Source organism: Mycetocola sp. 2940, assembly GCF_040548835.1.
GTDB lineage: Bacteria > Actinomycetota > Actinomycetes > Actinomycetales > Microbacteriaceae > Mycetocola_A.
The window spans coordinates 170,438-193,727 of sequence record NZ_JBEPSK010000002.1 but is presented as its reverse complement, the minus strand read 5'-3'; the positions used below and the strand labels follow the sequence as shown (position 1 = coordinate 193,727).

At 67.4% G+C, this 23,290-nt stretch carries 23 protein-coding genes and 1 tRNA gene; 9 read left to right on the top strand and 15 right to left on the bottom strand.

The window, feature by feature from the left end:
- Positions 1–179: 179 nt before the first annotated feature.
- Together ABIE24_RS03325 and ABIE24_RS03320 are read right to left on the bottom strand one after the other, a co-directional pair.
- Positions 180–515, bottom strand: coding sequence for a hypothetical protein (locus ABIE24_RS03325; RefSeq protein ID WP_354496793.1), 336 nt, complete (start codon positions 513–515; stop codon positions 180–182).
- Complete coding sequence (locus ABIE24_RS03320) at positions 512–1,987, bottom strand: PspC domain-containing protein (RefSeq protein WP_354496792.1); 1,476 nt, start codon at positions 1,985–1,987, stop codon at positions 512–514. Before ABIE24_RS03320 ends, ABIE24_RS03325 begins: the two co-directional genes overlap by 4 nt.
- A 114-nt stretch (positions 1,988–2,101) precedes the next feature.
- Between ABIE24_RS03320 and ABIE24_RS03315 the strand changes: the two genes are divergently transcribed.
- The 3 genes from ABIE24_RS03315 to ABIE24_RS03305 all read left to right on the top strand — a co-directional run bounded on the left by ABIE24_RS03315 (position 2,102) and on the right by ABIE24_RS03305 (position 5,391).
- Positions 2,102–3,325, top strand: a complete 1,224-nt coding sequence (locus ABIE24_RS03315) for an ATP-binding protein (RefSeq protein WP_354496790.1) — start codon at positions 2,102–2,104, stop codon at positions 3,323–3,325.
- Entirely contained in the window at positions 3,312–3,986 is a 675-nt protein-coding gene (locus ABIE24_RS03310) for a LuxR C-terminal-related transcriptional regulator (RefSeq protein ID WP_354496788.1), read from the top strand. Before ABIE24_RS03315 ends, ABIE24_RS03310 begins: the two co-directional genes overlap by 14 nt.
- A 73-nt stretch (positions 3,987–4,059) precedes the next feature.
- Positions 4,060–5,391 carry an MFS transporter gene (locus ABIE24_RS03305; protein ID WP_354496786.1) on the top strand — a complete coding sequence of 444 codons (1,332 nt, stop codon included), beginning with the start codon at positions 4,060–4,062 and terminating at the stop codon, positions 5,389–5,391.
- 260 nt (positions 5,392–5,651) lie between these two features.
- Here ABIE24_RS03305 and ABIE24_RS03300 read toward each other — a convergent pair whose 3' ends face one another.
- The 4 genes from ABIE24_RS03300 to dcd all read right to left on the bottom strand — a co-directional run bounded on the left by ABIE24_RS03300 (position 5,652) and on the right by dcd (position 9,595).
- Complete coding sequence (locus ABIE24_RS03300) at positions 5,652–7,319, bottom strand: MinD/ParA family ATP-binding protein (RefSeq protein WP_354496784.1); 1,668 nt, start codon at positions 7,317–7,319, stop codon at positions 5,652–5,654.
- 133 nt (positions 7,320–7,452) lie between these two features.
- Positions 7,453–8,409: an aldo/keto reductase gene (locus ABIE24_RS03295; RefSeq protein ID WP_354496783.1), complete on the bottom strand. Its 957-nt coding sequence runs from the start codon at positions 8,407–8,409 to the stop codon at positions 7,453–7,455.
- Between the two features lie 44 nt (positions 8,410–8,453).
- Positions 8,454–8,975 carry a hypothetical protein gene (locus ABIE24_RS03290; protein ID WP_354496781.1) on the bottom strand — a complete coding sequence of 174 codons (522 nt, stop codon included), beginning with the start codon at positions 8,973–8,975 and terminating at the stop codon, positions 8,454–8,456.
- A gap of 14 nt (positions 8,976–8,989) precedes the next feature.
- Positions 8,990–9,595: a dCTP deaminase gene (gene dcd / locus ABIE24_RS03285; protein ID WP_354496779.1), complete on the bottom strand. Its 606-nt coding sequence runs from the start codon at positions 9,593–9,595 to the stop codon at positions 8,990–8,992.
- A 75-nt stretch (positions 9,596–9,670) separates the two neighbouring features.
- Here dcd and ABIE24_RS03280 point away from each other — a divergent pair.
- Both ABIE24_RS03280 and ABIE24_RS03275 read left to right on the top strand, forming a co-directional pair.
- Positions 9,671–9,744, top strand: a tRNA-Gly gene (locus ABIE24_RS03280).
- A 113-nt stretch (positions 9,745–9,857) separates the two neighbouring features.
- Positions 9,858–12,458, top strand: coding sequence for an ATP-binding protein (locus tag ABIE24_RS03275; RefSeq protein ID WP_354496777.1), 2,601 nt, complete (start codon positions 9,858–9,860; stop codon positions 12,456–12,458).
- 68 nt (positions 12,459–12,526) lie between these two features.
- Here the strand turns inward: ABIE24_RS03275 and ABIE24_RS03270 are convergent, their stop codons facing one another.
- Complete coding sequence (locus ABIE24_RS03270) at positions 12,527–13,774, bottom strand: MFS transporter (protein ID WP_354496775.1); 1,248 nt, start codon at positions 13,772–13,774, stop codon at positions 12,527–12,529.
- 399 nt (positions 13,775–14,173) lie between these two features.
- On the opposite strand from ABIE24_RS03270, the gene ABIE24_RS03265 reads away from it, so the two are divergent.
- Positions 14,174–14,833 (top strand): GntR family transcriptional regulator, encoded by a 660-nt coding sequence (locus tag ABIE24_RS03265; RefSeq protein ID WP_354496773.1) that lies wholly within the window; start codon positions 14,174–14,176, stop codon positions 14,831–14,833.
- A 46-nt stretch (positions 14,834–14,879) separates the two neighbouring features.
- Here the strand turns inward: ABIE24_RS03265 and ABIE24_RS03260 are convergent, their stop codons facing one another.
- The 7 genes from ABIE24_RS03260 to ABIE24_RS03230 form a co-directional block, all read right to left on the bottom strand.
- The gene (locus tag ABIE24_RS03260) at positions 14,880–15,395 is read right to left on the bottom strand and encodes a hypothetical protein (RefSeq protein WP_354496771.1); all 516 of its coding nucleotides are present in this window, start codon (positions 15,393–15,395) and stop codon (positions 14,880–14,882) included.
- Positions 15,396–15,618: 223 nt separating this feature from the next.
- Positions 15,619–15,849: a three-helix bundle dimerization domain-containing protein gene (locus tag ABIE24_RS03255; protein WP_354496769.1), complete on the bottom strand. Its 231-nt coding sequence runs from the start codon at positions 15,847–15,849 to the stop codon at positions 15,619–15,621.
- A 67-nt stretch (positions 15,850–15,916) separates the two neighbouring features.
- A complete protein-coding gene (locus ABIE24_RS03250; RefSeq protein ID WP_354496767.1) occupies positions 15,917–16,939 on the bottom strand; it encodes an NAD(P)-dependent alcohol dehydrogenase in 1,023 nt (340 codons plus the stop codon).
- A 137-nt stretch (positions 16,940–17,076) separates the two neighbouring features.
- Complete coding sequence (locus tag ABIE24_RS03245) at positions 17,077–17,853, bottom strand: IclR family transcriptional regulator domain-containing protein (RefSeq protein ID WP_354496765.1); 777 nt, start codon at positions 17,851–17,853, stop codon at positions 17,077–17,079.
- A gap of 10 nt (positions 17,854–17,863) precedes the next feature.
- On the bottom strand, positions 17,864–19,036 hold the full coding sequence (locus tag ABIE24_RS03240) for a thiolase family protein (protein WP_354496764.1): 1,173 nt from the start codon (positions 19,034–19,036) through the stop codon (positions 17,864–17,866).
- Entirely contained in the window at positions 19,033–19,707 is a 675-nt protein-coding gene (locus tag ABIE24_RS03235) for a 3-oxoacid CoA-transferase subunit B (protein WP_354496762.1), read from the bottom strand. Before ABIE24_RS03235 ends, ABIE24_RS03240 begins: the two co-directional genes overlap by 4 nt.
- Entirely contained in the window at positions 19,704–20,429 is a 726-nt protein-coding gene (locus tag ABIE24_RS03230; RefSeq protein ID WP_354496760.1) for a 3-oxoacid CoA-transferase subunit A, read from the bottom strand. The genes ABIE24_RS03235 and ABIE24_RS03230 overlap by 4 nt, the downstream gene beginning before the upstream one ends.
- Before the next feature lie 144 nt (positions 20,430–20,573).
- Between ABIE24_RS03230 and ABIE24_RS03225 the strand changes: the two genes are divergently transcribed.
- The 3 genes from ABIE24_RS03225 to ABIE24_RS03215 are packed head-to-tail and all read left to right on the top strand — an operon-like array spanning position 20,574 to position 22,488.
- Positions 20,574–21,242, top strand: coding sequence for an alpha/beta fold hydrolase (locus tag ABIE24_RS03225; RefSeq protein ID WP_354496758.1), 669 nt, complete (start codon positions 20,574–20,576; stop codon positions 21,240–21,242).
- A gap of 47 nt (positions 21,243–21,289) precedes the next feature.
- On the top strand, positions 21,290–21,799 hold the full coding sequence (locus tag ABIE24_RS03220) for a universal stress protein (protein ID WP_354496756.1): 510 nt from the start codon (positions 21,290–21,292) through the stop codon (positions 21,797–21,799).
- 44 nt (positions 21,800–21,843) lie between these two features.
- A complete protein-coding gene (locus ABIE24_RS03215; protein ID WP_354496754.1) occupies positions 21,844–22,488 on the top strand; it encodes a hypothetical protein in 645 nt (214 codons plus the stop codon).
- Here ABIE24_RS03215 and ABIE24_RS03210 read toward each other — a convergent pair.
- Positions 22,477–23,253, bottom strand: coding sequence for a cytochrome c oxidase assembly protein (locus ABIE24_RS03210; protein WP_354496752.1), 777 nt, complete (start codon positions 23,251–23,253; stop codon positions 22,477–22,479). The genes ABIE24_RS03215 and ABIE24_RS03210 overlap by 12 nt on opposite strands.
- Positions 23,254–23,290: the final 37 nt, after the last annotated feature.

Genomic DNA, 23,290 nt, shown 5'->3' with positions numbered 1-23,290 from the left:
GATATCAAGTTCGTGACGCCTGCTCAAATAGTTGAGCGGCGATGACTCAAGTTTACCGGTCGCCTCCGTGCTGTCAACTTCTCACGGCAAACCCTGAGCCTGGGCGGCTCAAGTTTCAGACCGACGAAAGCGGGCGGCCCCCGCAGGGACCGCCCGTCAGGAGACGCGAACGCATGCCGTCAGTCGGCCCTCCGGACCGCCGCCGCAATCCCGGCGACGACGAGAACCACTCCCCCGGCCACCAGCCCGGCGATGATCCACGCGCTTGGGTCGACGACGAACGGGACGATCGCGTTCGTCACCATGAACCCGGCGAAGACCAGCACGATGACGCCCCAGAGAATGGTTCCGAACCGGGGCCGGAGGCGCTCCGGCTGCGGGAGGGGCCCGGCCGGGCCGGGCCACGACGCTGCCGGTTCTGTCCGGCCGGAGTCGCCGAACAGCACATCCGTGGCATCCGCGTCCGGTGCCGGCGTTGCCGGCCGGACAGGCGTGGTGTCATTCGTGTCGGTCATCGTGTGCTCCTCGTGGTGTCTGCAATGTCGACGCTTCCGGCGCCGAGCCAGATCCGGACGGTTGTCATGTCGTCGCCGGAGGTGTCGCCGAAGCGCAGCACCTCCCGGTAGGCCGGCGCTCCGCGTTCACGCGCCTCGCCGTCGGCGTCGGTGTAGCTGAGCCCGGCGATGCCGCCGGCGACCTCGAGGACCACGGGCACGTCCTCCGGCAGCACCAGCTCGACGGTTCCGGCGCCCAGCCAGAGTTCGACGGTGCCGCCGACCTCGGCGCCCCGGTCGTCGAGGCCCGACAGGTCGAGTGTGGGTGAACCGGCGGCCATCGAGTATCCGGTCGACGTGCCCGGCGCGGCATCCTCCACGACCCAGGTGGTGTTCCCGACCACCGAGACGGCGGTTCCTCGGGGGAAGACCCCGACGAAGAGCAGCACGAGAATCGCGACGACGGCGAAGAAGCCGAGCGCGCCGCTCTCCTTGCCGCGGATGCCGGCGAGGATCGTCGCGAGGGCGATCACGCCGAGTGCGGTGCCGACGCCGACGAGCACGGCGGTGTCCGAGAACGTGGTGTACCCGAGGGCGACGGCGACGAACACGCCGGCGAGCAGCGCCAGCCCCAGCGAGATCGAGACGAAGGCGGCGCCCGGCTGGCGCCGGCGGTACCGTTCCTCGTGTTCACGGCGCTGCTGGGCGCGGGCCGCATCGCGGGCTTGCCTCTGGGCGTCCCGCTCGGCCTGGCTTCGTGCCTGTGCCGGATTCCAGGCGTTCGGAGAGGCGACGCCGGAATGTGCCGCCTCCGGGGTCGCGTACCAGATGGAGTCGGTCCCGCTAGTGGACGCCGGCCCGGGGGACGAGGCATCCGCCGTGAACGGGGTCGGAGTGCCGAACGACGCGCTGCCTGCCGTTGGGGCCTCGGCCGGTGTCGCCGAGTTCGTCCAGAAGTCTGCATGGGCGCGAGGCTCCTGGCCGGGTGCGGTCGATGGAGTACGCCGGGCGATCACGACGGTGAGCCAGATCAGACCGGCGACCAGGGCAAGGACCCAGCCGGAGCGGAGGGTGGACTCGAGCCATTCGGGCATGTTCCAGAAGTCGGGGGCTCCCTGCCACCAGATGCCCTGCATGAACGGCACGAAGGTGAGAACGACGAGCACCCCGATGGCGATCATCGCCGGGTCGAAGATGCCCTTGATCGCCCGTTCGAGGTGGATGCGTCCCTGGCTGTCGGGGAGCAGCGCCCACGCGACGGCGTAGAGGAAGAGGGCGGGGCCGCCGAGGATGGCGACCACGAGGATGATGCCGCGGACGATCAGCGGGTCGAGGCCGGTGCGCCTGGCGATACCGCCGGCGACGCCGGCCAGCCAGGCGTCGTCGGTGCGGATGAGGCCTGCGCCTCGGATCCAGTCAAAGAAGGTGCCCTGCTGCGACGCTGTCGGCGCGTTCGCCTGGGTCGGGCCGGGGGTGGGAGGTGCTTCGTTCATGACTCGAGTCTGGCGGCGTCGGCCGGCACCGTGCCATGGGGTATCCCCCTGATCAGACCCTGAGATCACCGGCACGGGTGCCTCATCGACGGCCGGGGGTGCTTGGATTGCTCCATGGACACCCCTCGCATGACCCGCCCGCGCGTGCGGCTGGTCGGCGGCGTCTGTGCCGGGTTCGCCGAGCACACCGGTCTTCCGCTGCCGATCGTGCGGACGGTCACGGTGCTGCTCACCGCGTGCGGAGGGGCCGGGTTGCTCCTGTACTGCTGGCTGTGGGCGACCACGCCGATCGCCGCGGATGCCACGGACCCACTGAAACGCGTGCTCACGCGCCCCAGCGACCCGGCAGCCGCTGCCCCGGAGGCCGCGCCGACGCGGTCGGCCCCGATCACCGAGATTCTGCTCGGCGTGGCCCTCCTCGCCGCGGCGGGCGCGCTTGTGGCATCCCGGATGGGTATGGACGTTCCCCTCGCCTTCGTCATCCCCGCGATCGTCGTGCTCGGCGGTGCCGGGCTCGCCTGGCGGCAGTTCGACGACCTTCGCCGGCAACGGTCGTCATCGTCGTCGGCCCTGCTGGTGCGGGCACTCGGCGCCCTGGTGCTCGTGGCCCTCGGCATCCTCCTGTTCTTCGTGACCGGTGAGGAACCGAACGTGTGGACGGTCTTCGTCGCCGCACTCGCCGTGCTGTTCGGCGTCGCCATCGTCGTCGCCCCGTGGCTCGTGCGGCTGACGCGTGACCTGGCCGACGAGCGGGCGGCTCGCGTGCGGGAGGCGGATCGCGCGGAGATCGCCGCGCACCTGCACGACTCGGTGTTGCAGACGCTTGCCCTCATCCAGCAGAAAGCCGACCCTGCCAGCGACGCCTCCCGTCTGGCCCGGGCGCAGGAGCGCGAACTGCGGGACTGGCTCTTCGCCGGCTCCCCGAGTTCGTCCGTCGACCTCGCCGACGAACTCCGCCGCCTCGCCGCCGTGGTCGAGCAGGAGTACGCCGCCCAGATCAACGTCGTCGCCGCCGGGCAGAGCCCCGGCACGGTGCCAGACGCGCTGCTGGGCGCAGCCCGCGAGGCGATGTTGAACGCGGCACGCCACGCCGGCGGCACCGTCTCGGTCTACCTCGAGTCGTCGCCGACAGCGGTCGAGCTCACCGTCACCGACCGCGGGCCGGGGCTCAGCCTCGAGAGCATCCCGTCGGACCGGATGGGTGTGCGCGAATCCATCCTCGGACGGATGCGACGCATTGGCGGGACCGCCGAGGTTTCTCCGGGGCCCGGCGGCACCGGCACCGAAGTCCGCCTTTTTCTTCCGTTGACCGAGGGAGCCCACCATGTCGACACCTGACCCCACCGCCGCCGACCTCACCGTGGTGATCGTCGACGACCACTCCATCTTCCGCTCCGGTCTGCGTGCCGACCTGGCCGACGGCATCCGCGTTCTCGGCGAAGCGGCCACCGTGGATGACGCTGTCGCCCTCGTGGTGGCCACCCAGCCGCAGGTCGTGCTGCTCGACGTGCACCTGCCGGGCGGGGCGGGCGGCGGCGGAGCCGAGGTCATCCGGCGGTCTGCCGCCCAGGCCCCGAACACGCGGTTCCTCGCGCTGAGCGTCTCCGATGCCGCCGATGACGTGGTGACGGTCATCCGCAGCGGCGCCCGCGGCTACATCACGAAGAGCGCGTCGGGTGCTGACGTGTCGGATGCCGCCCGTCGCGTCGCCGACGGGGACGCCGTGTTCTCGCCCCGGCTCGCCGGGTTCGTGCTCGACGCGTTCGGCGCCGTCTCGGGTGAGACCGCCGAGGCATCCGACGAACTCGATCGGCTCTCGGCACGGGAGCAGGAGGTGATGCGGTTGATCGCCCGCGGGTACGCCTACAAGGAGGTCGCCGCGGCGCTCTTCATCTCGGTGAAGACGGTGGAGACCCACGTGTCGAGCGTTCTGCGCAAACTGCAGTTGTCGTCGCGTCACGAATTGACCGCGTGGGCGCTGGAGCGCAAGCTGCTCTGAGGCGCACCGCCGCGGCGACACGACGGGAGAATGCGTTCACCCGTGCGCGGGCGGATGCCACTACCCTGACCTCATGACGACGAACCCCAGCGACGGCACCGTCGCCCCCGCGCTCTCGGAGGCGCCCGCCAGGATCAGCCCGAAACGCGTGCTGGCCTGGGGACTGTGGGACTGGGGCTCCGCCGCATTCAACGCCGTCATCACAACCTTCGTCTTCACCGTCTACCTCACCTCCGACGCGTTCGGCGGGGAGGCAGCCGTCTCGGCCCAGCTGGGCTGGGCACTGGCTGCGGCCGGCCTGCTCATCGCCCTGCTCGCCCCGGTCACCGGGCAGCGCTCGGACAGCGCCGGGCGGCGCAAGCTGTGGCTCGGGGTGAACACCTACATCGTTGTCGCTCTGACGGCGTGCATGTTCTTCGTCGCTCCCGAACCGGACTTCCTTTGGCTGGGCCTTCTGCTCGTCGCGGCGGGAAACGTGTTCTTCGAGTTCGCCGGCGTCAACTACAACGCCATGCTGGCCCAGGTCTCCACGCCGAAGACGATCGGCAGGGTCTCCGGCATCGGCTGGGGTTTCGGCTACCTCGGCGGTATCGCGCTTCTCCTCATCGTCTACTTCGGCTTCATCGCGCCGCCGGTCGGGCTTTTCGGCATCACCGGTGAGGACGCCATGGACGTGCGGGTCACCGTCCTGGTCTCGGCGATCTGGTTCGGGCTGTTCGCCCTGCCCGTCCTCCTGACCGTGCCCGAGTACGAAGGGGTCGGCGCGCGTCGTGCGAAGGTCGGGTTCTTCGCCTCCTACCGGCGCCTCTTCAACGACATCCGCAAGCTCTGGACCGAAAGCCGCCAGACCGTCTACTTCCTCCTGGCCAGCGCGGTCTTCCGCGACGGCCTCGCCGGCGTGTTCACCTTCGGCGGCGTCCTTGCGGCCGGCTGGTTCGGCTTCTCGGCCCAGGAAGTCATCATCTTCGCCATCGCCGCGAACGTCGTCGCCGGGATCTCCACCATCACCGTCGGGCTGCTCGACGACCGGCTCGGCGCGAAACCGGTGATCATGGCATCCCTCATCGGACTCGTTCTCGCCGGACTCACCGTCTTCTTCCTCCACGACGGCGGTGCGATCGTATTCTGGATCTTCGGTCTCGCCCTGTGCCTCTTCGTCGGCCCCGCGCAGTCGGCGTCCCGGTCGTTCCTGGCGCGGCTCATTCCGGCCGGCCGCGAAGGGGAGGTGTTCGGCCTCTATGCGACGACCGGCCGCGCCGTCTCGTTCCTCGCGCCGACCGCATTCGCCCTGTTCATCACGATCGGCGGGGAACAGTACTGGGGCATCCTCGGTATCGTCCTCGTCATTCTCATCGGGCTTCTGCTGCTGATTCCGGTCCAGGCGAAGCAGCAGCAGCTGCGGTAGCGCGCCGGCCCGCTGGCGCGCCAGGTCATCCACTCCGGACGAAAGCATCCGGCGCGCCGGGTGACCCCGGCCGCAACGGGTGACCTGGCCGCGAACCGTCCGAACTCTTCACCGTGTCCGGCGCAGCAGCGCCTGACCGTCCGGACCGGCTACTGTCGCGAACGGCACGACACAAGGAAATAGACCTGAGATAAGGATGCTGTCGCGACAGCGTCCTTATGCGGCGCCTTTTTCCTTATCCCGAGCGGGTGAACGAGCGACTACAGCCCGTCGGCGACCGCCGCAGTCACCTGAAGCCACGCCTCGCGGGTCTGCGGCGAGAGGACCTCGACGTTGAGCGGGCCGCCGCTCTGGAAGCCGGGGTCGTACGGAACCTCGAGTACCACGCGGGTGAGGGCGGAGAAGTGGGCGTGCAGGCGCTGGGACAGCTCCGGCTGCGCGGCGTCGCCGGGTGCTGACAGGATCGTCACCGCCTGGCTCACTTTGTCCTGGTGGCCCTTCTGGCGGAGGCCGTCGATGAGCCACGCGGCGCTTGCCGCCGTCTCCTCGTTCACGGTCGTCACCACGACGAGCTGATCGGCGGCCTCGACCGCCGCCTCCCAGTTCGATGCGCGCATGTTGTTGCCCGTGTCGATGACGAGCAGGCGGTAGAACCGGCTGAGCGTCGAATGCAGACTGTCGAACGCCTTCGCGTCGATCGTCGACGACGCCGCGGCATCCTCGTCCGAGGCGAGGACGTCGAACTGCGCATCTCCCTGGCCACGAACGTAGTTGTCGAGGTAGCCGACCCGGGCCGATTCGACGTCGGCGAACCGGCCGACGTCGCGGAGCAGGTCGACGGCGGTGTTCGAATGCCGTGACGGCTGTGCGCGCCAGCCGAGCGTACCGCGGGTCTCGTTGTTGTCCCAGGCGAGCGTTGAACCGCCGCGGTGGATCCCGAACGTCGCCGCGAGCAGCAGCGTCGCGGTCGTCTTGTGCGCGCCGCCCTTCGGGTTGAGCACGACGATGGTGCGCGGTCCCTTGAGGCTGCGCTGCACGCGACGGATGGCATCCCGGTGCGACTGCTCGGTCTTGCCGGGCCGCGGCGAGATGAGGCCGCCGCTGATGCGGTGCAGAACTCCCTGCCAGCCTTTCTTCGCCGGCCCTTCCGGCGCCGACGGGCGGGACTGGAGGAAGTCGTCGAGCGTCGGCGCGTCGGCTGCGTCCGCGGTTGGTGGAGAGAACGTGGGCGCGTCGGAGGGAGTCTCCAGCGGTGCCGGGTCGACGAGGACAGGCTCGACGGGGACAGGCTCGACGGGGTCGGATGGTGCGGACTCGATGGCGACGGCGACGGATGCCTCGGGCTGGGTGGCGGCGCCGACGGGGGACGATGCGGCGGCGAACCCCGGCTCGTCGTACGACGGAGTCTCGGTGAATCCGTCGTCCCGGCCGTCTCCGGAGTCGGCGCTCGAGTCGGTGCTCGAGTCGGTGCTCGTGTCGGTGCTCGTGTCGGGAAGGACCAGATCGTCGCCATACGCGCGGAATGTCGAGCGACGCCCCGGGGCGGGCTCGAAGTGCCTGCCGGACCGGTGCGCGGGTTCGGGTTCAGCCCGGTCGAGATACTCGTCGATCTCGAAGGGGGGCGGCGGGATCAGCGACGCCTCAGGCTGGCCTGGGGCGTCCTCGTTCCCGCTCACCGCGAGGACCGGCCCTTCGGACTCGACGTCGCCGTCCGGGTGGACGATCAGCAGGTAGACACCGTCGAGGTCGGTGATCTCGACCCGTACCGGGCGGTCGCGTGCGGCGGCCTCATCGGCGACGCGGGCGATGACGGTGCCGCGAGCGCCGGCCACGTCACTGGCATGCACCTCGGACCGATTGCCGTCGACGAACACTTCACCCGTACCGTCGGTTCGGACGATGGCAGTGATTTGTGGCTCATTCGACACGTCGGGTCACCGTTTCTTTCCGCGGCCGAACGACGCCCGTCCGGCGTCGAAGCAACCAGTTATGACTACCAGTATTGCGTGACCCACATCCGGGGGCGCAATCGAGCCGGCAACGCGGGTGCATCAGCGGCGGTCACGCCGGGATGAGACCCCTCTCGGCGAGCGTCGACCACAGCCCATCGGGAACCGACTCCACCATCCGGGCGGCGTTCTGTTTGAGCTGTTCCGGCGCGCTGCCCCCGACCACGATCGAGCGGACCGCCTCGTCGCGCAGCGTGTACTGCAGGGCCGCGGTGGGCAGCGACACCTCGAAGTCGCGACAGACGGCGGCGATCGCCTTCACCCGGTCGAGAAGCGCCGCGGGCACGTCGCCGTACTCGTAGCGGCCGTCAGCGCCAGGCGTGTCGGTGGCGAGAAGTCCCGAGTTGAACACGGAGGCGTTGACGATACCCACACCCTGCACGTGGCACGCGGGCACGACCTCGGCGAGCGCCGGTTGCTCCGCGAGCGTGTACCGGCCGGCGACCATGACCAGGTCGAGGGCGCCCGTGTTCACCGACGCGAGGAGCGCGTCGGTATCCATCGACCCGACGCCAATGGCCCTCGTCATCCCCTGGTCCCGAAAGCGCGCCAGAGCGGGGATGGCGACGTCGAGTCCCTCCTGCAGGTTGTGCCGCTCCGGGTCATGCAGGTACAGCGCGTCGAACCGGTCGAGTCCGGTGCGGTCCAACGACTCCTCAACGCTCGACCGGATGCCGTCGGCTGAGAAATCCCACACCCTGCGGTGGTCGGCGGGCACGGCGAAGTTGTTCTCGACGTCGAGCTCGACGGCACCCTCGGGGTGCGGGACGAGCAGCCGCCCCACCTTGGTCGAGACCACGTACTGGTCGCGCGGCTTTGTGGCGAGGAACGCGCCGAGCCGCCGCTCGGAGAGGCCGAGGCCGTAGTGCGGCGCGGTGTCGAAGTACCGGATGCCGGCATCCCAGGCCGCCTGCAGGATCTCCCAGGCGGCGTCATCGGTCATGGCACGATACAGGTTGCCGATGTTGGCGGCGCCGTAGCCGAGCTGGGGCAGGTGCAGTTGGCTCATGTGCCGAAGCGTACCGGGCCCGGTGCCCCGCACGCACCCCACGCCTAGTTGATGCGCCGGCCCTCGTTGTGCTCGTTGAGCACCCAGGTGCTGCCTCCGTCTTCCGAGACGAAGCTCTCCCAGGTGTACGAGGTGTCCGTGATCCGCGAGAAGTTCCAGCGGATCAGGAGACCGTCGTTCCGGGTGCCGTCCTGGCGGATGCCGTCACGCTTGTGTGCCGTCGCGACCAGGTGCGCGTACTCCCCGCGCTCAGGTTCGAAGTAGCTGACCCGCCAGGCGCCCATGTCACGGTCGTACACGCGCACGGCTGTGGCGATCGCGTCGTAGCCGCCGTCGTCACGGGGGTGCAGCGCGACATCCTGCACCGCCTTGCCGCCGAGGATGAACGACATCACCCAGAGAAAGTCTGTTTCGTGCCAGGAGCCGGTCTTCTCGTCGAGGCGCTTGGAGTGCACGTCCCAGCGTCCGACCATGCGGCCGAAACGCGACATGCGATTGGGGTACTGCGAGGTGGCGGCATCCGAGATGAGGGCTTCGGCGAAGGGGAGGTCGGCGGGGTCACTCATGGCGGGAGCCTTTCTTAGCTGCCGGGGCTTCCGACGTCGACGACGCCGACGTCCGTGCGGTGGAAGTTCTGGAATGAGCGGGACGCGGTCGGACCGCGTTGCCCTTGGTACCTCGAGCTGTACTCCACCGAGCCGTAGGGCCGCTCGGCCGCTGAGCTCAGCTGGAAGAAGCAGAGCTGGCCGATCTTCATTCCCGGCCAGAGCTTGATCGGCAAGGTGGCGACGTTGCTCAGTTCGAGCGTCACGTGGCCGCTGAAGCCGGGGTCGATGAAGCCGGCGGTCGAGTGGGTGAGCAACCCGAGGCGGCCGAGCGAGCTCTTGCCTTCCAGCCGCGCCGCGACGTCGTCCGGCAGCGTGATCTGCTCGTAGGTCGAGCCGAGCACGAACTCGCCCGGGTGGAGGATGAATGCTTCGTCGGGCTTCGCTTCGATCAGGCGGGTCAGTTCCGGCTGGTCTTCGGCCGGGTCGATGTACGGATATTTGTGGTTGTCGAACAGCCGGAAGTACCGGTCGAGGCGCACGTCGACGCTCGAAGGCTGGACCATCTCGGGATTCGACGGTTCGAGGCCGATGCGCCCGGATGCCAGCTCGGATTTGATGTCGCGGTCAGAGAGAAGCACGAGGTCAGTTTATCGGGGCGGGGCTTGCTAAGATTACGAAAGTCGCTGAGGGCCGATTCCGGTCCGGAGCGTCGCGCGGATGTAGTTCAATGGCAGAACTTCAGCTTCCCAAGCTGATAGCGCGGGTTCGATTCCCGTCATCCGCTCCAGTGGCCCTGCCGGGTAGATCCGAAAGCTCCCGAGGGGCACAATCGCGTGTATGAACGCATCGGTGGAGGCGGAAGCTGCGATCCGAACGCCGGATCAGCGACTACGCGTTTTCGTGAGTTCGACTCTCAAGGAACTCGCGCCTGAGCGCCAGGCCGCGCGGTCAGCAATCGAGCGACTGCATCTCGCTCCGGTCATGTTCGAACTCGGCGCGCGGCCGCACCCTCCTCGAAGGCTCTACCGCGCTTACCTGGAACAAAGCGACGTCTTCGTCGGGCTGTATTGGGAACGTTATGGGTGGGTCGCTCCCGGCGAGGAGGTGTCAGGACTCGAGGATGAGTACAACCTCTCAGGCGATCTGCCGAAACTCATCTACATCAAGGAACCCGTTGGAGCCCGCGAGGCCAGGCTCAAGGAACTCCTCGATCGTGTACGGGACGACGACGGCACGTCGTTCAAATACTTTTCGACGGCCCGCGAGCTGAAGAAGCTGCTCGAAGCCGACCTCGCGACGCTGCTCGCTGAAAGGTTCGCTGAGAGTCGCTCCGGTCCCGCAGGGGGTCCTGACACCGCCCGGGCAAACGCACCACTGCCTTCGCCACTCACCGGGCTCATCGGCCGCGATGCGGATGTGGAAGCGGTTGAGGCACTCCTCGCACGCGAGTCGGTTCGGCTGGTCACCCTCACCGGACCCGGCGGCATCGGAAAAACCCGGCTGGCGATCGCCGTGGCGGCTCGGTACGGGCACCGCACCGACGAGGAGACTGCCTTCGTCGACCTGTCAACGTTGGATGATCCGTCCCTCGTCCCTCAGGCCATCGCCGACGCGGTGGGGGTCAGCAACACCGGCGACGAACCGTTGGAAGCCAAACTGAAATCCGCGCTTCGGCCTCGGCGCATGACGATGATTCTCGACAACTTCGAAGTCGTCCGGGGAGCCGGCCCAATGCTCGCCCCGTTGCTGTCCGCCGCCCCCGGGCTCAAGGTCCTTGTCACCAGTCGCATGCGGCTGCACGTCTCGAGCGAGTACATCTTCGATGTGGGGCCTCTGGCACTTCCGCCGGCGCCGACTCCCGGTGAAGCGGCCACCACACCCGACAGCCTCCTCGACTCTCCCGCCGTCGCACTCTTCGTGGAACGCGCCCGTGCGGTCAAGCCTGATTTCGAACTCACAGCGGAAAATTCGGATGCCGTCGCCTCGATTTGCATCGCGGTGGACGGGGTTCCGCTCGCCCTTGAACTGGCGGCGGCCAGAGTCCGGGTCCTGGCGCCGAAATCACTGCTCGCCCACCTCGACCGCCGGCTTTCGCTCCTCGCAGACAGCGCGTCCGACCGCCCGCCCAGACAACAGACGCTGCGCAGCACGATTGAGTGGAGCACACAACAGCTCTCCGACGGCGAGAGAACTCTCCTCGCCGAACTCGGTGTGTTCTCCGGCCTCTTCGCGCTCGACGCCGTCGAGGCGGTGTCCCAGAGTTCGGTGGACGCTGACCTGCTCGCGCGGATGGATTCACTCGTAGACAACAGCCTCGTCCGGGAACACGACCGGGGTGGATTGTCATACTTCTCACTGTTGGCCACCGTGCGTGAATATGCCCTCGAGCGGCTCGAGGCAGGAGGGAACCTGCAGACAACCCTTGCGCGACACGCCGCATACTACGTTGCCTGGGGCGACTCCGTCGAAGTTCCGGTCGAGGCGGCCCGGCAGCGTGAGTGGATGTCCCGGATCGAGGACACGCACGACAACGTGCGCGCAGCGGTCCGATTCCTCCTCGACAACCGCGACTGGGAGGCAGCAATGCACCTGGCGTGGTCGCTCCGTTTCTACGCGTGGATCGCTCTCCTTCATGGAGAGGTGAGCGCCTGGACGGACGAGGTACTCGCCTCGGGAGACGACCTCTCACCGCGCACTCGGGCGATAGCGATCAATTGCACGTGGGGGGTTGCCCTCATGCGCAGCCCGAATGAGGCGGCAGTCACAGCATTCACAGAATGTGTCGACCTCTTCCATGCTGCAGGCGACGTGAACGCGGAAGGACTGGGCCGGGTGATGCTGGCCACGGCCATGATGCTTACGGGAACCGATGGTGCCCGAATCGATGACCAGCTCTCGACCAGCCTTCGCCTCCTCCGTGACACAGGAGACACCTGGGGCCAGATGTCGGCGCTAGTGTCCCTCGGGCAGGTCTCGATGATGAATGGAAACATCGGTCGGGCACTGGAGCAATTTGAAGAGGGCGTGGACCTCGCCCGACGTCACGAGGGGGGCGGTTACGTGACGGCCTACGCGATCGTCCATCTCGCCTGGGCGAAGTTTTCCGTCGGCGACATCGCAGCCGCAACCGACCTCTTCACCGAATCGCTCACCATCTCGGCCAGCCTCCAACACGCCGTCGGCGTGGCTCACACGCTCGACGGTCTCGTAGCGGTCGCCGTCGCCGACGGTGACCCCCAACGGGCTGGTCGCCTTCTCGGCTCGTCCGAGAACGTGTGGAAGAGGCTGGGGCAGCTCAACGTGCGCGCCATGTCGTTGGGCCGCTTCCTCCTCGATCAGGTGCTGGCCGACGTGGACATGGCTGGACTGGCGGCTGCCCGGACCGAGGGAAGCGCGATGTCCCTCGAGGAGATCATCGCCTACGCGCTGGCGGACAGGAAGCCGGCCGACACTGTGCCAGCCGCGTCGGTACCGATCAGCACTCGGCGACCGCCCGGCTGACGCCTCAGCTCGCGGAACGGCGAAGGCCCCCGGCGAACTCGCCGAGGGCCTTCCCGCAATCGTCAGGACTACGCGTCCTTGAGGTCGATGCCCTTCGTTTCCTTCATGAACAACGTCGCGACGATGGTGAGGACGCAGAGGAACATGATGTACACGCTGAACATCCAACCCAGATCGAACGAGACGAACAACTGGTTCAGGTACGGCGCGGTTCCACCGAACAGCGCCACCGACAGGGCGTACGCGATGCCGATGCCCCGGGTACGGATGCGGGTGGGGAAGTTCTCCGCCAGCACGGCCGAATAGATGGAGCCGGGGATCGCCCAGAGTGTGAGCGCGATGCCGACGGCAACCAGCAGGGTCCAGCCCTGGTCGCTGATGAGGGTCGTCAGCGGGATGGTCAGGGCGATCGACGCAATGGCGAACACGAAAATCATGGGCTTGCGACCCACCCGGTCTGAAAGCATCCCCCAGAACGGCATCGAGATGCAGCAGATCAGCTGCGCGATGACGCTCATCCAGTAGGCGGTGCTCGCTTCCATGCCGCGCTGGGTGATGGCGAAGGTCGTCATGTACGAACCCCACGTGTAGTTGACCGCGGTCACGCCGGCCGTGAAGAAGATCATCTTCAGGGCGATGCGAACGTTCTGGGCGCGCGTCGTTGGAGGCGTCGCGTTCAGGGCCGCATCAGCAGCATCCTCTTCGAACACGTCGCTCTCGTCCATGTTGCGGCGAAGCCACAACACGACCAGGGCGAGAAGGCCGCCGAGAATGAAGGGGATGCGCCAGGCCCATTCGCCGACAGCCTCAGCGCCGAAGATGCTCGTGATGATGGCGCCGATGAGGAATGCGAGGACGCTTCCGCCGGTGATGGCGATGAACACCGCCGAGGTCCACAGTCCGCGCTTTTCCTTCGGCGCGATCTCGGCCACGTAGGTCGTCGAGGCCGCGGATTCACCACCGTGGGCGAAGCCCTGCAGGCAGCGGAGCACCAGCAGCAGAACGGATGCCCACACCCCGATTTGCGCGTATCCGGGCGCAAGGCCGATGAGGAAGCACGCAGCCGCCATCATCAGCATGGTGATCAGGAGGACGAATTTGCGGCCGCGGCGGTCGCCAATGAGGCCGAAGACCCATCCGCCGATCGGCCGCATGAGGAAGCCCACCGCGAAGACGGCGAAGGTCGCCAGCAGCGCGGAACCCGGGTCGCTCGGTTCGAACATTGCAGCCGCGATGAAGGGCGAGAAGACCGCATATGCGCTCCACTCGTACCATTCGAGCAGATTGCCCGCAGTGCTCGCGAAGAGTGATTTCACTCGGGAAGCGAGCGATGGCCTCGAGATAGGTGCCTGAGGCGCGATGATGGGCGTAGTCAAGGTGAGAGCTCCCTCGCTCTAGATGTGGATACGGCAGGGTTTGCGAGCAGGTTGGTGCATGGCTGCGCCCCATCGGGCCGCTGGAACCCCGTGCACGGCCCGGCGACCGTGAAATGCACAGCCGACGAGCGTTGTCGACTGAGTGCTGTCAGGAGCGTAGCCGCAGATGGATACATTCGCAAAGTGAACCGGCCGGGTGCATCGCGAATGGTGACACCACTGGCGGCATTTTGAACCATTTAATGACGCAGATGAGCTCAAGAGGTTCACCCATCGGATCCAATTTGGGTTAGCCTCATGACAGCCCAGCGACGTGCTGGGGCGAAGGCGGGTAATGACATGACGACGACGCGGCCGCGGAACGCAATAGCGAGCCAGCGCATCGCGGACGAATTGCGCGTGGCGATCCTCGACGGATCGCTCGTCCCGGGTGAGCGCATCCTGCAGGAAGAACTCGCCGCGCAGTACAACGCCAGCCGACTGCCGGTGCGGGAAGCGATTCGCATTCTCGAAGCCGAAGGCCTGGTGAGCATCGTCGCCAACAGCGGCGCCTGGGTCTCCAAGCTGGACCTCGACGAGTGCGTCCAGATTTACAAGATCCGCGAACGGATCGAACCGCTCGCCCTCGCCGAGAGCGTCCCCCGCCTCGGAACGCGCCAACTCGAAGAATTGTCTGAGCTCGTCGACGCCATGGCCGCAGGCACGGACGTCGAGAACTTTCTGGTCCTCGACCGACAATTCCACCTTCTGACGTATTCCGAGTCCCGAATGGTTTCCCTGAACCAGTTGATCGAGCGGCTATGGAACACGACCCAGCCGTACCGGCGGGCGTTCTCGATTGCGCTGGGGAGCGAACGCAACTGGATGATCCATGCCGAACACAAGTTGCTGATGGAAGCAATCAAGCGACGTGACGTCGACGAGGCGGAGCGGACCGTCCTTGGCCACATCCGGCGCACCCGGATTGAGCTCGAGGGTCGGAGCGACCTGTTCCGATAAGGCGTGGCCACGGTCAACGAGGAACGAGCCGTTCACTCCAGCCGGCTTAGCCGAGTTCTGCGCAGATGTCGCGCGATTCGCCCGTCGTGCTGAGAATCGTGAAGACGCCCTCGGCCGACCTCTCGTACACCACACGGCCGACGTACAGCGTTGTGGTCGGCCCAGCAGGTACATCGGTTGGGAAGAGAATGACGACATTGTGTCCGGTGAGGGCGACCGTTTCGGTCCCGTCAGCGTTCAGCGTCGTTCTCGTCACGAACCCGTTGCCCTTCAACGAAACCTCGACCGCGGTGGAGGCGTTCGAGAAGGTCAGATCGGATCCCTTGCCCGCGTTGATGGTGCGAACCACGTTTCCGTTCCGGTCCGTGAACTCCCTGAAGATGGTGTTGGGTTGCGAATCGAAGTTCACCCCGAGATCGAAGTGTGCGCAGGCCAACCCTGCGTCGAAGACCGCATCGTAGGGCGGCGGCGCGGCGGCCGCCGGTGCAGGAGAGGCAACAGCAACGAGTGCCGCCGCGGCCAGGGTGGAAGCGCCTACCCGGCGCCGGGCTGAAACGGACATCACGACCCCCAAAGGGATTCAGGCGGAATCGTCCCGTTCCGAAGTGGGCGGGCACGTGACGGCCGGGCGGTCGCCGAATTACCGCAGTTGAGCACCAGTTTTCCAGAGTCGACGCGAGCGCGAGGGAATGGACGCCACAGGCTGTGGATAACTCTTTCGCACCCATTCACGTGCAGGCGATGACGGAGGGAACGCGGGAATCCGGTCCGTCGCGGCCGAAGGGCTACGCGGCGGCGATCGCCTTCTTGATGCGCTTTTTCGCGGCGCGTTCGGTCAGGATGGAGAGGTAATCGCGAACAGGACGCCCCGCGATGGCGCCGAATTCCTCACGAACGATTGCTTCGACGTCGCCCCGCGCCATCTCCGGATACTTGGTCTGGAGGGCATCCGCAACATGCTGGATGGTCTCTTCGTCGTCGATGACCTTTGTCACTTTCGGGGATTTTTTCGTCACCTCCCGAGTATTTACCGCGCCAGCGGCTCCGTCAAATTTCCACGGTCCGGGTGTGCCCTCGCGCCGTTCAGGCGTCGGCACCGGCGGAGACGCGGAGGACGACGTTGCCTCTCTTGTGTCCGCCATCGACATAACGGTGCGCGTCCACGATCTGAGCGAGGTCGAAGGCGCGGTCGACCACCGGGCGAAAAGAGCCCGATTCAGCGAGGTCGACGAGGAACGCGAGATCCTCGGGCGGGTTGGGCCCGACATTCGCGGTCACAGTCTTTCCGCTTCGCCGGCTGTCTCGTCTCGCCCGGACCAGGCCGGAGAGGTCGGTGACCACCAGGAGAAGGGCGCCGCCAGGGTTGACGAGGTCCCCGGCACGCCGGAACCCGGCGTTGCCCACGCAGTCGACGATCACGTCCCAGGTTTGTCCCACCGCCGCGAAATCCGTCGTGGTGTAGTCGATCACGCGGTCAGCGCCGAGCGAGGTGACCAGGTCGGCATTGGCCCCGCTGCAAACCGCGGTGACGTGGGCACCCGCGAGCTTCGCCAGCTGGACCGCTGCTGTGCCGACGGCTCCTGACGCGCCGTTGACGAGGACGCTCGTCCCGCTCTGCAGTCGGGCCTGTTTGAGAAAGCCGCGGGCGGTCATACCGCCGAAGACGAGCGTCACCGCGTCGTCGAAGGTCAAGTTGGCTGGCTTTCGTGCGACGGCGGCATCCTGTTTCACACAGACGTACTCGCCATGACCGCCGAAAGCACCGCCGAGCATCGCGAGAACGTCGGCGCCCGGGCGAAACCGGGTGACGTCCGCGCCGACGCTCTCGACGACGCCGGCGGCATCCATTCCCAGGATGCGGTGGCGCGGTCGCACGAACCCGAGCCCGGCTGCCGCCAGGAGCTGAAGTCCGCGAGGTACGCGGCGGCTGCGCGCGCGGTGGTCGGCAATGCTCACGGTGCTCGCCCGCACCCGGATCAGGAGTTCGTCTGGGCGAGGTGACGGCTTGACGACCCTTTCGACGTGAACGACCTCGGGCGGCCCGAACCGCCGGTACACGGCAGCCGACATCGTCTCGGCGGGCTTCGAATGAGAAGGCGACGTCATGATGTGCTCCCAGAGTGCAGAGGGACAGGTATACGCCGTACACCTGCGCGGTCAAGAGTAAGGTGTACGGTGCCGACCGCGCCACCCGGGCGGCGAGCTCTGTTACCCGGTGAGGAGCCCGCAGCCGCGCCACCGACTCAGAGGTGCGCCAGAGCCCCGCTGATCTCGGCAGCGGCGTCGATCACGGCGGGGCGGTAGTCATTCAGGATGCGCTCAAGGCTCGCCGTCGAGGTGGAGGTCGACACGTTGATGGCAGCGAGAACGCGCCCGTCCACCCCGCGGAGGGGCGCCGCGATCGATCGCAGCCCGGGCTCGAGCTCCTGATCGACGAGCGCCCAGCCCTGCCGGCGGACCTGGAGCAGGGTCTCCCGCAGCGTTGCGGCATCCGTCACCGTGTTCTCGGTGAGGGCTGCCCTCCCGATCGAATTCAGGTAGCGGTCCAGGGCGCCATCGTCGAGTCCCGCGAGCAGCACACGGCCCATCGAGGTGGCATGCGCGGGGAACCGGGTTCCGACGGTGATCGAAACCGTCATGATCCGCCGGGCGGGAACCCGCGCGATGTAGACGATGTCGCCGTCATCGAGTACCGACGCCGAGGCGGACTCATTGAGCCTCCGGGACAGCTGCTCGAGGTGCGGCGCGACGATCTCGGGCAATGCCAGCCCGGAGAGGTAGGAGAATCCGAGCTCGAGCACCCGGGGAGTCAGCAGGAACAGCCTCCCGTCGGTGCGCACGTAGCCGAGCTCGATCAGGGTGAGCAGAAAACGCCGAGCGGTCGCTCGCGTCAGCCCGGTGACCTCGGCGATGTCGCTCAGAGTCATGCTCGGCCGATCACGCCCGAACGCGCGGATCACGCTCAGACCCCGCGCCAGGGATTGCACGTATTGCCCGCTCGGCTCCGGATCGTCCCTCATGGTCGTAACGCTATCGCTCGAGCACGACCGCCAGGCCCTGACCCACTCCGATGCAGATCGCGGCGACGCCGATTCCGCCGCCACGGCGCTTCAGCTCCTGGGCGAGGTGGCCGATGATGCGGCCGCCTGACGCTCCCAGCGGATGCCCGATCGCGATCGCGCCCCCATGGATGTTCACCTTCTCCGGGTCCAGGTCGGGCCACAGTTCGAGGCAGGCGAGGCTCTGCGAGGCGAACGCCTCGTTCAATTCGACCACATCGACGTCGGCCCAGGTCTTGCCGGCACGCGCGAGGGCACGATTCGCCGCCTCGACCGGGGCGATCCCGAACGTGTCCGGATCGTTGCCGCTGACTCCCCGCCCGACAATACGGGCAAGAGGTTCGGCGTCGAGAGGCGCGTTTTCGCCGCCGATCAGAAGCATCGACGAGCCGTCGCTCAAGGGCGAGGAGTTGCCGGCGGTCACCGACCCGCCCTCCCGGAACGCGGGCTTCAGCGGCGCGAGCGAGTCGACGGACGTGTCGTCGCGGATTCCCTCATCGCGCGACAGCGTGGCGCCGGGCACCTGGACGACCTCGGCGTCGTAGAAGCCGGCTGCCCAGGCGGTCGCTGCGGCGTGGTGGCTGCGGACGGCGAAAGCGTCCTGCCGCTCGCGGCTGATCGAGAACCGGTCGGCGAGCAGCTCGGCGGTCTCGCCCAGCGAGACGGTCCACTGCTCCGGCATCCGGGGGTTCACCATCCGCCAGCCGAGCGTCGACGAGTGCAGGGTTTCGTGCCCGGCCGGGTACGGCTTCGACGGTTTGAGCATCACCCAGGGCGCCCGACTCATCGATTCGACGCCGCCGGCGATCACGAGGTCGGCATCGCCCGTCTCGACGGCGCGGCTGGCCTGGATCACGCTCTCGACGCTCGACCCGCACAGGCGGTTGACCGTCGCGCCTGGCACCGAGGTGGGGAGCCCGGCGAGAAGCGCCGCCATCCGGGCGACGTTCCGGTTGTCTTCGCCGGCCTGGTTGGCGTCCCCGAGCAACACCTCGTCGATGCGGGCCGGGTCGAGGTCCGGGTGCCGGGCGAGGAGCGCCGAGAGGGTGTGTCCGGCAATGTCGTCCGGACGGATGCCGGCGAGCCCTTTCCCGTAGCGGCCGAACGGCGTGCGAACCGCGTCGTAGATGAAACTGCCGGTCATGCGAGCTCCTTGTCTGTGGCATCCGTCGAGGTGGCGTCGTCGAGGACGAGGCCGGTGAGAGTTGCCAGCTCGGTGATCGTGTTGTCACCGAACAGTTCGAGCACGGCCAGGCCTGTCGGGGTGACGTCGAAGATCGCGTGATCGGTGTAGATCCGGTTGACGCAGCCGACACCGGTGAGCGGGTAGCTGCATGTGCGAACCAGCTTCGATTCGCCTGACCGGGTGAGGAGGTCCGTCATGACGAAGACCTGGCGGGCGCCGATCGCGAGGTCCATCGCCCCGCCCACGGCGGGGATCGAGTCGGCCGCGCCGGTCGACCAGTTGGCAAGGTCACCGCGTTCTGACACCTGGAACGCCCCGAGAACACAGATGTCGAGGTGCCCGCCGCGCATCATGGCGAACGAGTCGGCGTGGTGGAAGTACGCCGCACCGGGCAGTTCCGTCACCGGCTGCTTACCGGCGTTGATGAGGTCGGGGTCGATCCGGTCGGCGGCGGGCTCCGGGCCCATGGCCAACATGCCGTTCTCGGTGTGCAGGATGACTTCGAGCCCCTCGGGCAGGAAGTTGGCCACCCTGGTCGGCGCTCCGATGCCCAGGTTCATGACAGCTCCCTCGGGGATGTCTCGTGCAATCCGTGCTGCGAGCTCGTCGCGGGAGATTCGTGTCGTCATGATGCGTCTCCTTCGACTGAGGCGGCTCCGACGAACTCTCCGTCGCGCAGCCAGGCCCGTTCTCCGACCGCGACCACCCGGTTCACGTAGAGGCCGGGGGTGACGACCGATTCGGGGTCGAGCGCCCCGAGTTCGACAATTTCGTCGACCTGCACGATCGTGGTGGTCGCCGCTGCGGCCATGATGGGCCCGAAGTTCCGGGCTGTCTTCCGGTAGACGAGGTTGCCCCAGCGGTCGGCACGGTAGGCGCTCACGAGCGCGACGTCCGCGTGCAGTGCGTGTTCGAGGACGTACGAACGACCGTCGATTTCACGGGTCTCCTTGCCTTCGGCAAGCGCCGTGCCGAAGCCGGTCGGGGTGAAGAAGGCGCCGATACCGGCACCGGCGGCGCGGATCCGCTCGGCGAGGTTGCCCTGCGGCACGAGCTCGAGCTCGATCTCCCCGGCGCGGTAGAGGGCGTCGAACACGTGTGAGTCGCTCTGCCGCGGGAATGAGCAGATGATGCGGCGAACACGGCGGGCGGCAAGCAGAGCAGCCAGGCCGGTGTCTCCGTTGCCTGCATTGTTATTGATGACCGTGAGATCGGCGGCGCCGTGCGCCAGAAGCGCGTCGATCAGTTCGACCGGTTGGCCGGCGCGGCCGAACCCGCCGATCATCACCACGGCGCCGTCGGCGATGCCCCGAACCGCCTCCTCGACGCTGCCGGTCACTTTTGAAATCATGTCAGTCCCGTTCACCTAGCGAACAAATGTTCACATCACGTCTATGGTAGCCCCAGCACGGCCCGCTCCGATAGAGATCGGACGCACCAGTGATGCAGGACCGGGGCCCTTCCGCCCCGCCTGGAGCCGCCATACGATGGCCCGGTGAACCCCCGCGCGACCTTCGCACTGATCCACGGCGGCGGGTCGACCGCGTGGGACTGGCATCTCGTGCTCCCGATCCTCGCCCGGGCAGGCCATTCACCAATCGCCGTCGACCTGCCGATCGACGATGACGGCGCTGACCTCGACGACTACGCCCGGACTGTCGCCGCTGTAGTCGGCAGCGCCCGCGACGTCATCGTCGTCGGCCATTCGCTCGGAGGCTTCACCGCCCCGCTGGTCTGCGACAAGGTCGATGCCATCGGACTCGTCTATCTCGCGGCCATGATTCCTGCGCCGGGCGAATCCTTCACCGACTGGTGGGCGAACACCGGATACGACGAGGACGTCGACGACTCCGCGTTCTTCACCGGGGTCCCCGACGACCTCGCCCGCGAGGCCCGTTCCCGAGAACGGGAGCAGCGCGGTGAGTGGATGTCGCGTCCCTGGCCGGCACCGCGGCATCCGCTCGTCCCCACGCGCGTGCTGCTTTGTCGCGACGACGCGTTCTTCCCCGCCCCATTCCAGCGGCGGCAGGCACGGGAACGCCTGGGTCTGGAGCCGGTGGAGATATCAGGCGGGCACTACGCCGCGCTGGGCGCCCCACAAGCGGTGGCGACGGCGCTTCTCGACTTCGCCGGGGAACTCGGCCGACTGCCGAGGGGGGACTGACCGAGATTCCGGTTCCCCCGACCAGCGCCTGGGGGCATACTGGCACCATGACGGACAAAGACGTGGGTGCCACGGCACAGGACAGCGACTCGAGCACTCCACGGATCGTGGTCGGCATCGACGGGTCGGAGTCGTCGGTGAAGGCGCTGCGCGAAGCGCGTCGGTTGGCCGACGCCCTTGGCGCACCGCTCGAGGCGGTCGCAGTCTGGCAGCAGAGCCATTCCATGTACGACTTCTACCAGTCCGAAACGGGTTGGACTCCGGAGAAGGACGTGGAGAAGCTGCTTCGGGATGCCGCCGATGCGGCGTTCGGCTCCGACCATCCACCACGGTTTCGGATGTCGATCCTCCAGGGAGTCCCCACCAAGGCATTGATCCGCCACAGCGCCGGTGCAGAGATGCTCGTGCTCGGTTCCCGCGGACACGGCGGTTTCGCCGGATTGCTTCTCGGTTCGGTGAGTTCGGCCTGCGTGGCGCACGCGACCTGCCCTGTGCTCATCGTGCACAACAAGGACCAGGTAAGGGTGGACGCCGAGAAGAGCGCGGCGAAATACTGAACCGTGTCCTGCTCCTCTCACCCTGAATGGCTTACGCTGGCGGTGTGAGAAGCAATGTGAGCCCCGGCTGGTCGTGGCTTTCGAGATTGTTCAGGCGTTCTCCGTACCTGCCACCATTTCGGCCGGATCCCCAGCCGCTCGCCCCGTTCGAGCAGGCGCTTGACGAAGGACTCCTCATTGCCCGGCACGGCGTGACCCTCGCGGTGCGGAACCGCCTCATTGTGCGGGCGCTGAAGGAGAACGAGGCCTTCGATGACGCTGCCACCGCGCGAATCGTCGACGAGGAGCTCCAGCGGGCCGCGGAGGAGCAGCGGGAGAATGCCGAGGGCGCGCAGGCCCTCCACGCGGTTGCGGGCCGGTCGGGCGGGATCGCAGACCACGCTCACGACTACCACCGCATCGACACCGCCACCCTCGAACGCCGCGAGCGCCTGTACCTGGCGCTCGAGGAGTCCCTCGAGGCATCACGGAACGATCCCGACTTCATCGCAGCCATGAGTGAGCGGGCGAGGGACGACGCCTGGAAAGACATCGGCGATAACGTCGTTTCCCGTCTCAACCAGTCGATGGTGTCGGCAGCCGATGAGCCGGATTATGTTCTCTACCGCCCGGATCGGATCCGACAGCTTCTCGAGGTGGATCTCGCCTCGCTGCTCCCCCGCGAGGATCCCGACGCCTCAGACCGGTGAGTGCTGGCGGGCGGGCGTCCGGGCTCGTGACTGGCCGGCGAGTCGCGGGGTGCCGGCAAGCACGGCAAGGATTCCCGAGGCGGCGGCGCCACCGAAGAACAGGATCATGCCTCCGGTCTCGGCGGAAGCGGCCGGAACGCGCGAGGGCGGGTTTACGAACAGGTGCACCGACAGGATGCCGTACCCCGCCACGACAACGCAGAGCACGATCGCGCGCGTGAGCAGGCCTGCCCGGCGCGGGTTCGGGTCGAGCCCCGCGACCGACGCGGAGAACAGGCAGCCGGTCACGAAGATGCACATGTGGACAACGGCGAAGAGAAGCCCGTTGGTGTGCAGGCGGGGGTAGAGCCCGCCGGCGTAGAGCAGCCAGAGCCCGCCCAGATAGAGGCCGGCGGCCGTGATGGGGTGCCCGACGAAACGGGCAGGTCGGCTCTGCAGCAGCCGCTCCAGTCGCCGGGCGGGGACAGGGCTCAATGACTGCAGCGACAGTGCGATCGGGGCAGAGAGCATGAGCAGGACGGGAGCGAGCATGCCGAGTCCGACGTGGGCGAGAGCGTGCACGACGAAGTCGTCATGCTTTGCGATCAACGCCTGCACGCTGACCGCGGCGACGAAGCATCCGGCGATCCAGAGAACGATGCGATACCTCGGCCACCGGCCGTGAAAATCCGACCGCAACGCAGCGAACAGGTAGACCGCAAGAACGGCAAGGAGCGCGACGCCGAGGATCTCGGTCAGGGAGATGCCGCCGCCGTGGTCATGCATCGTCGGCTCCTGCCGGGTAGCGCACGGCCTCGGCCCC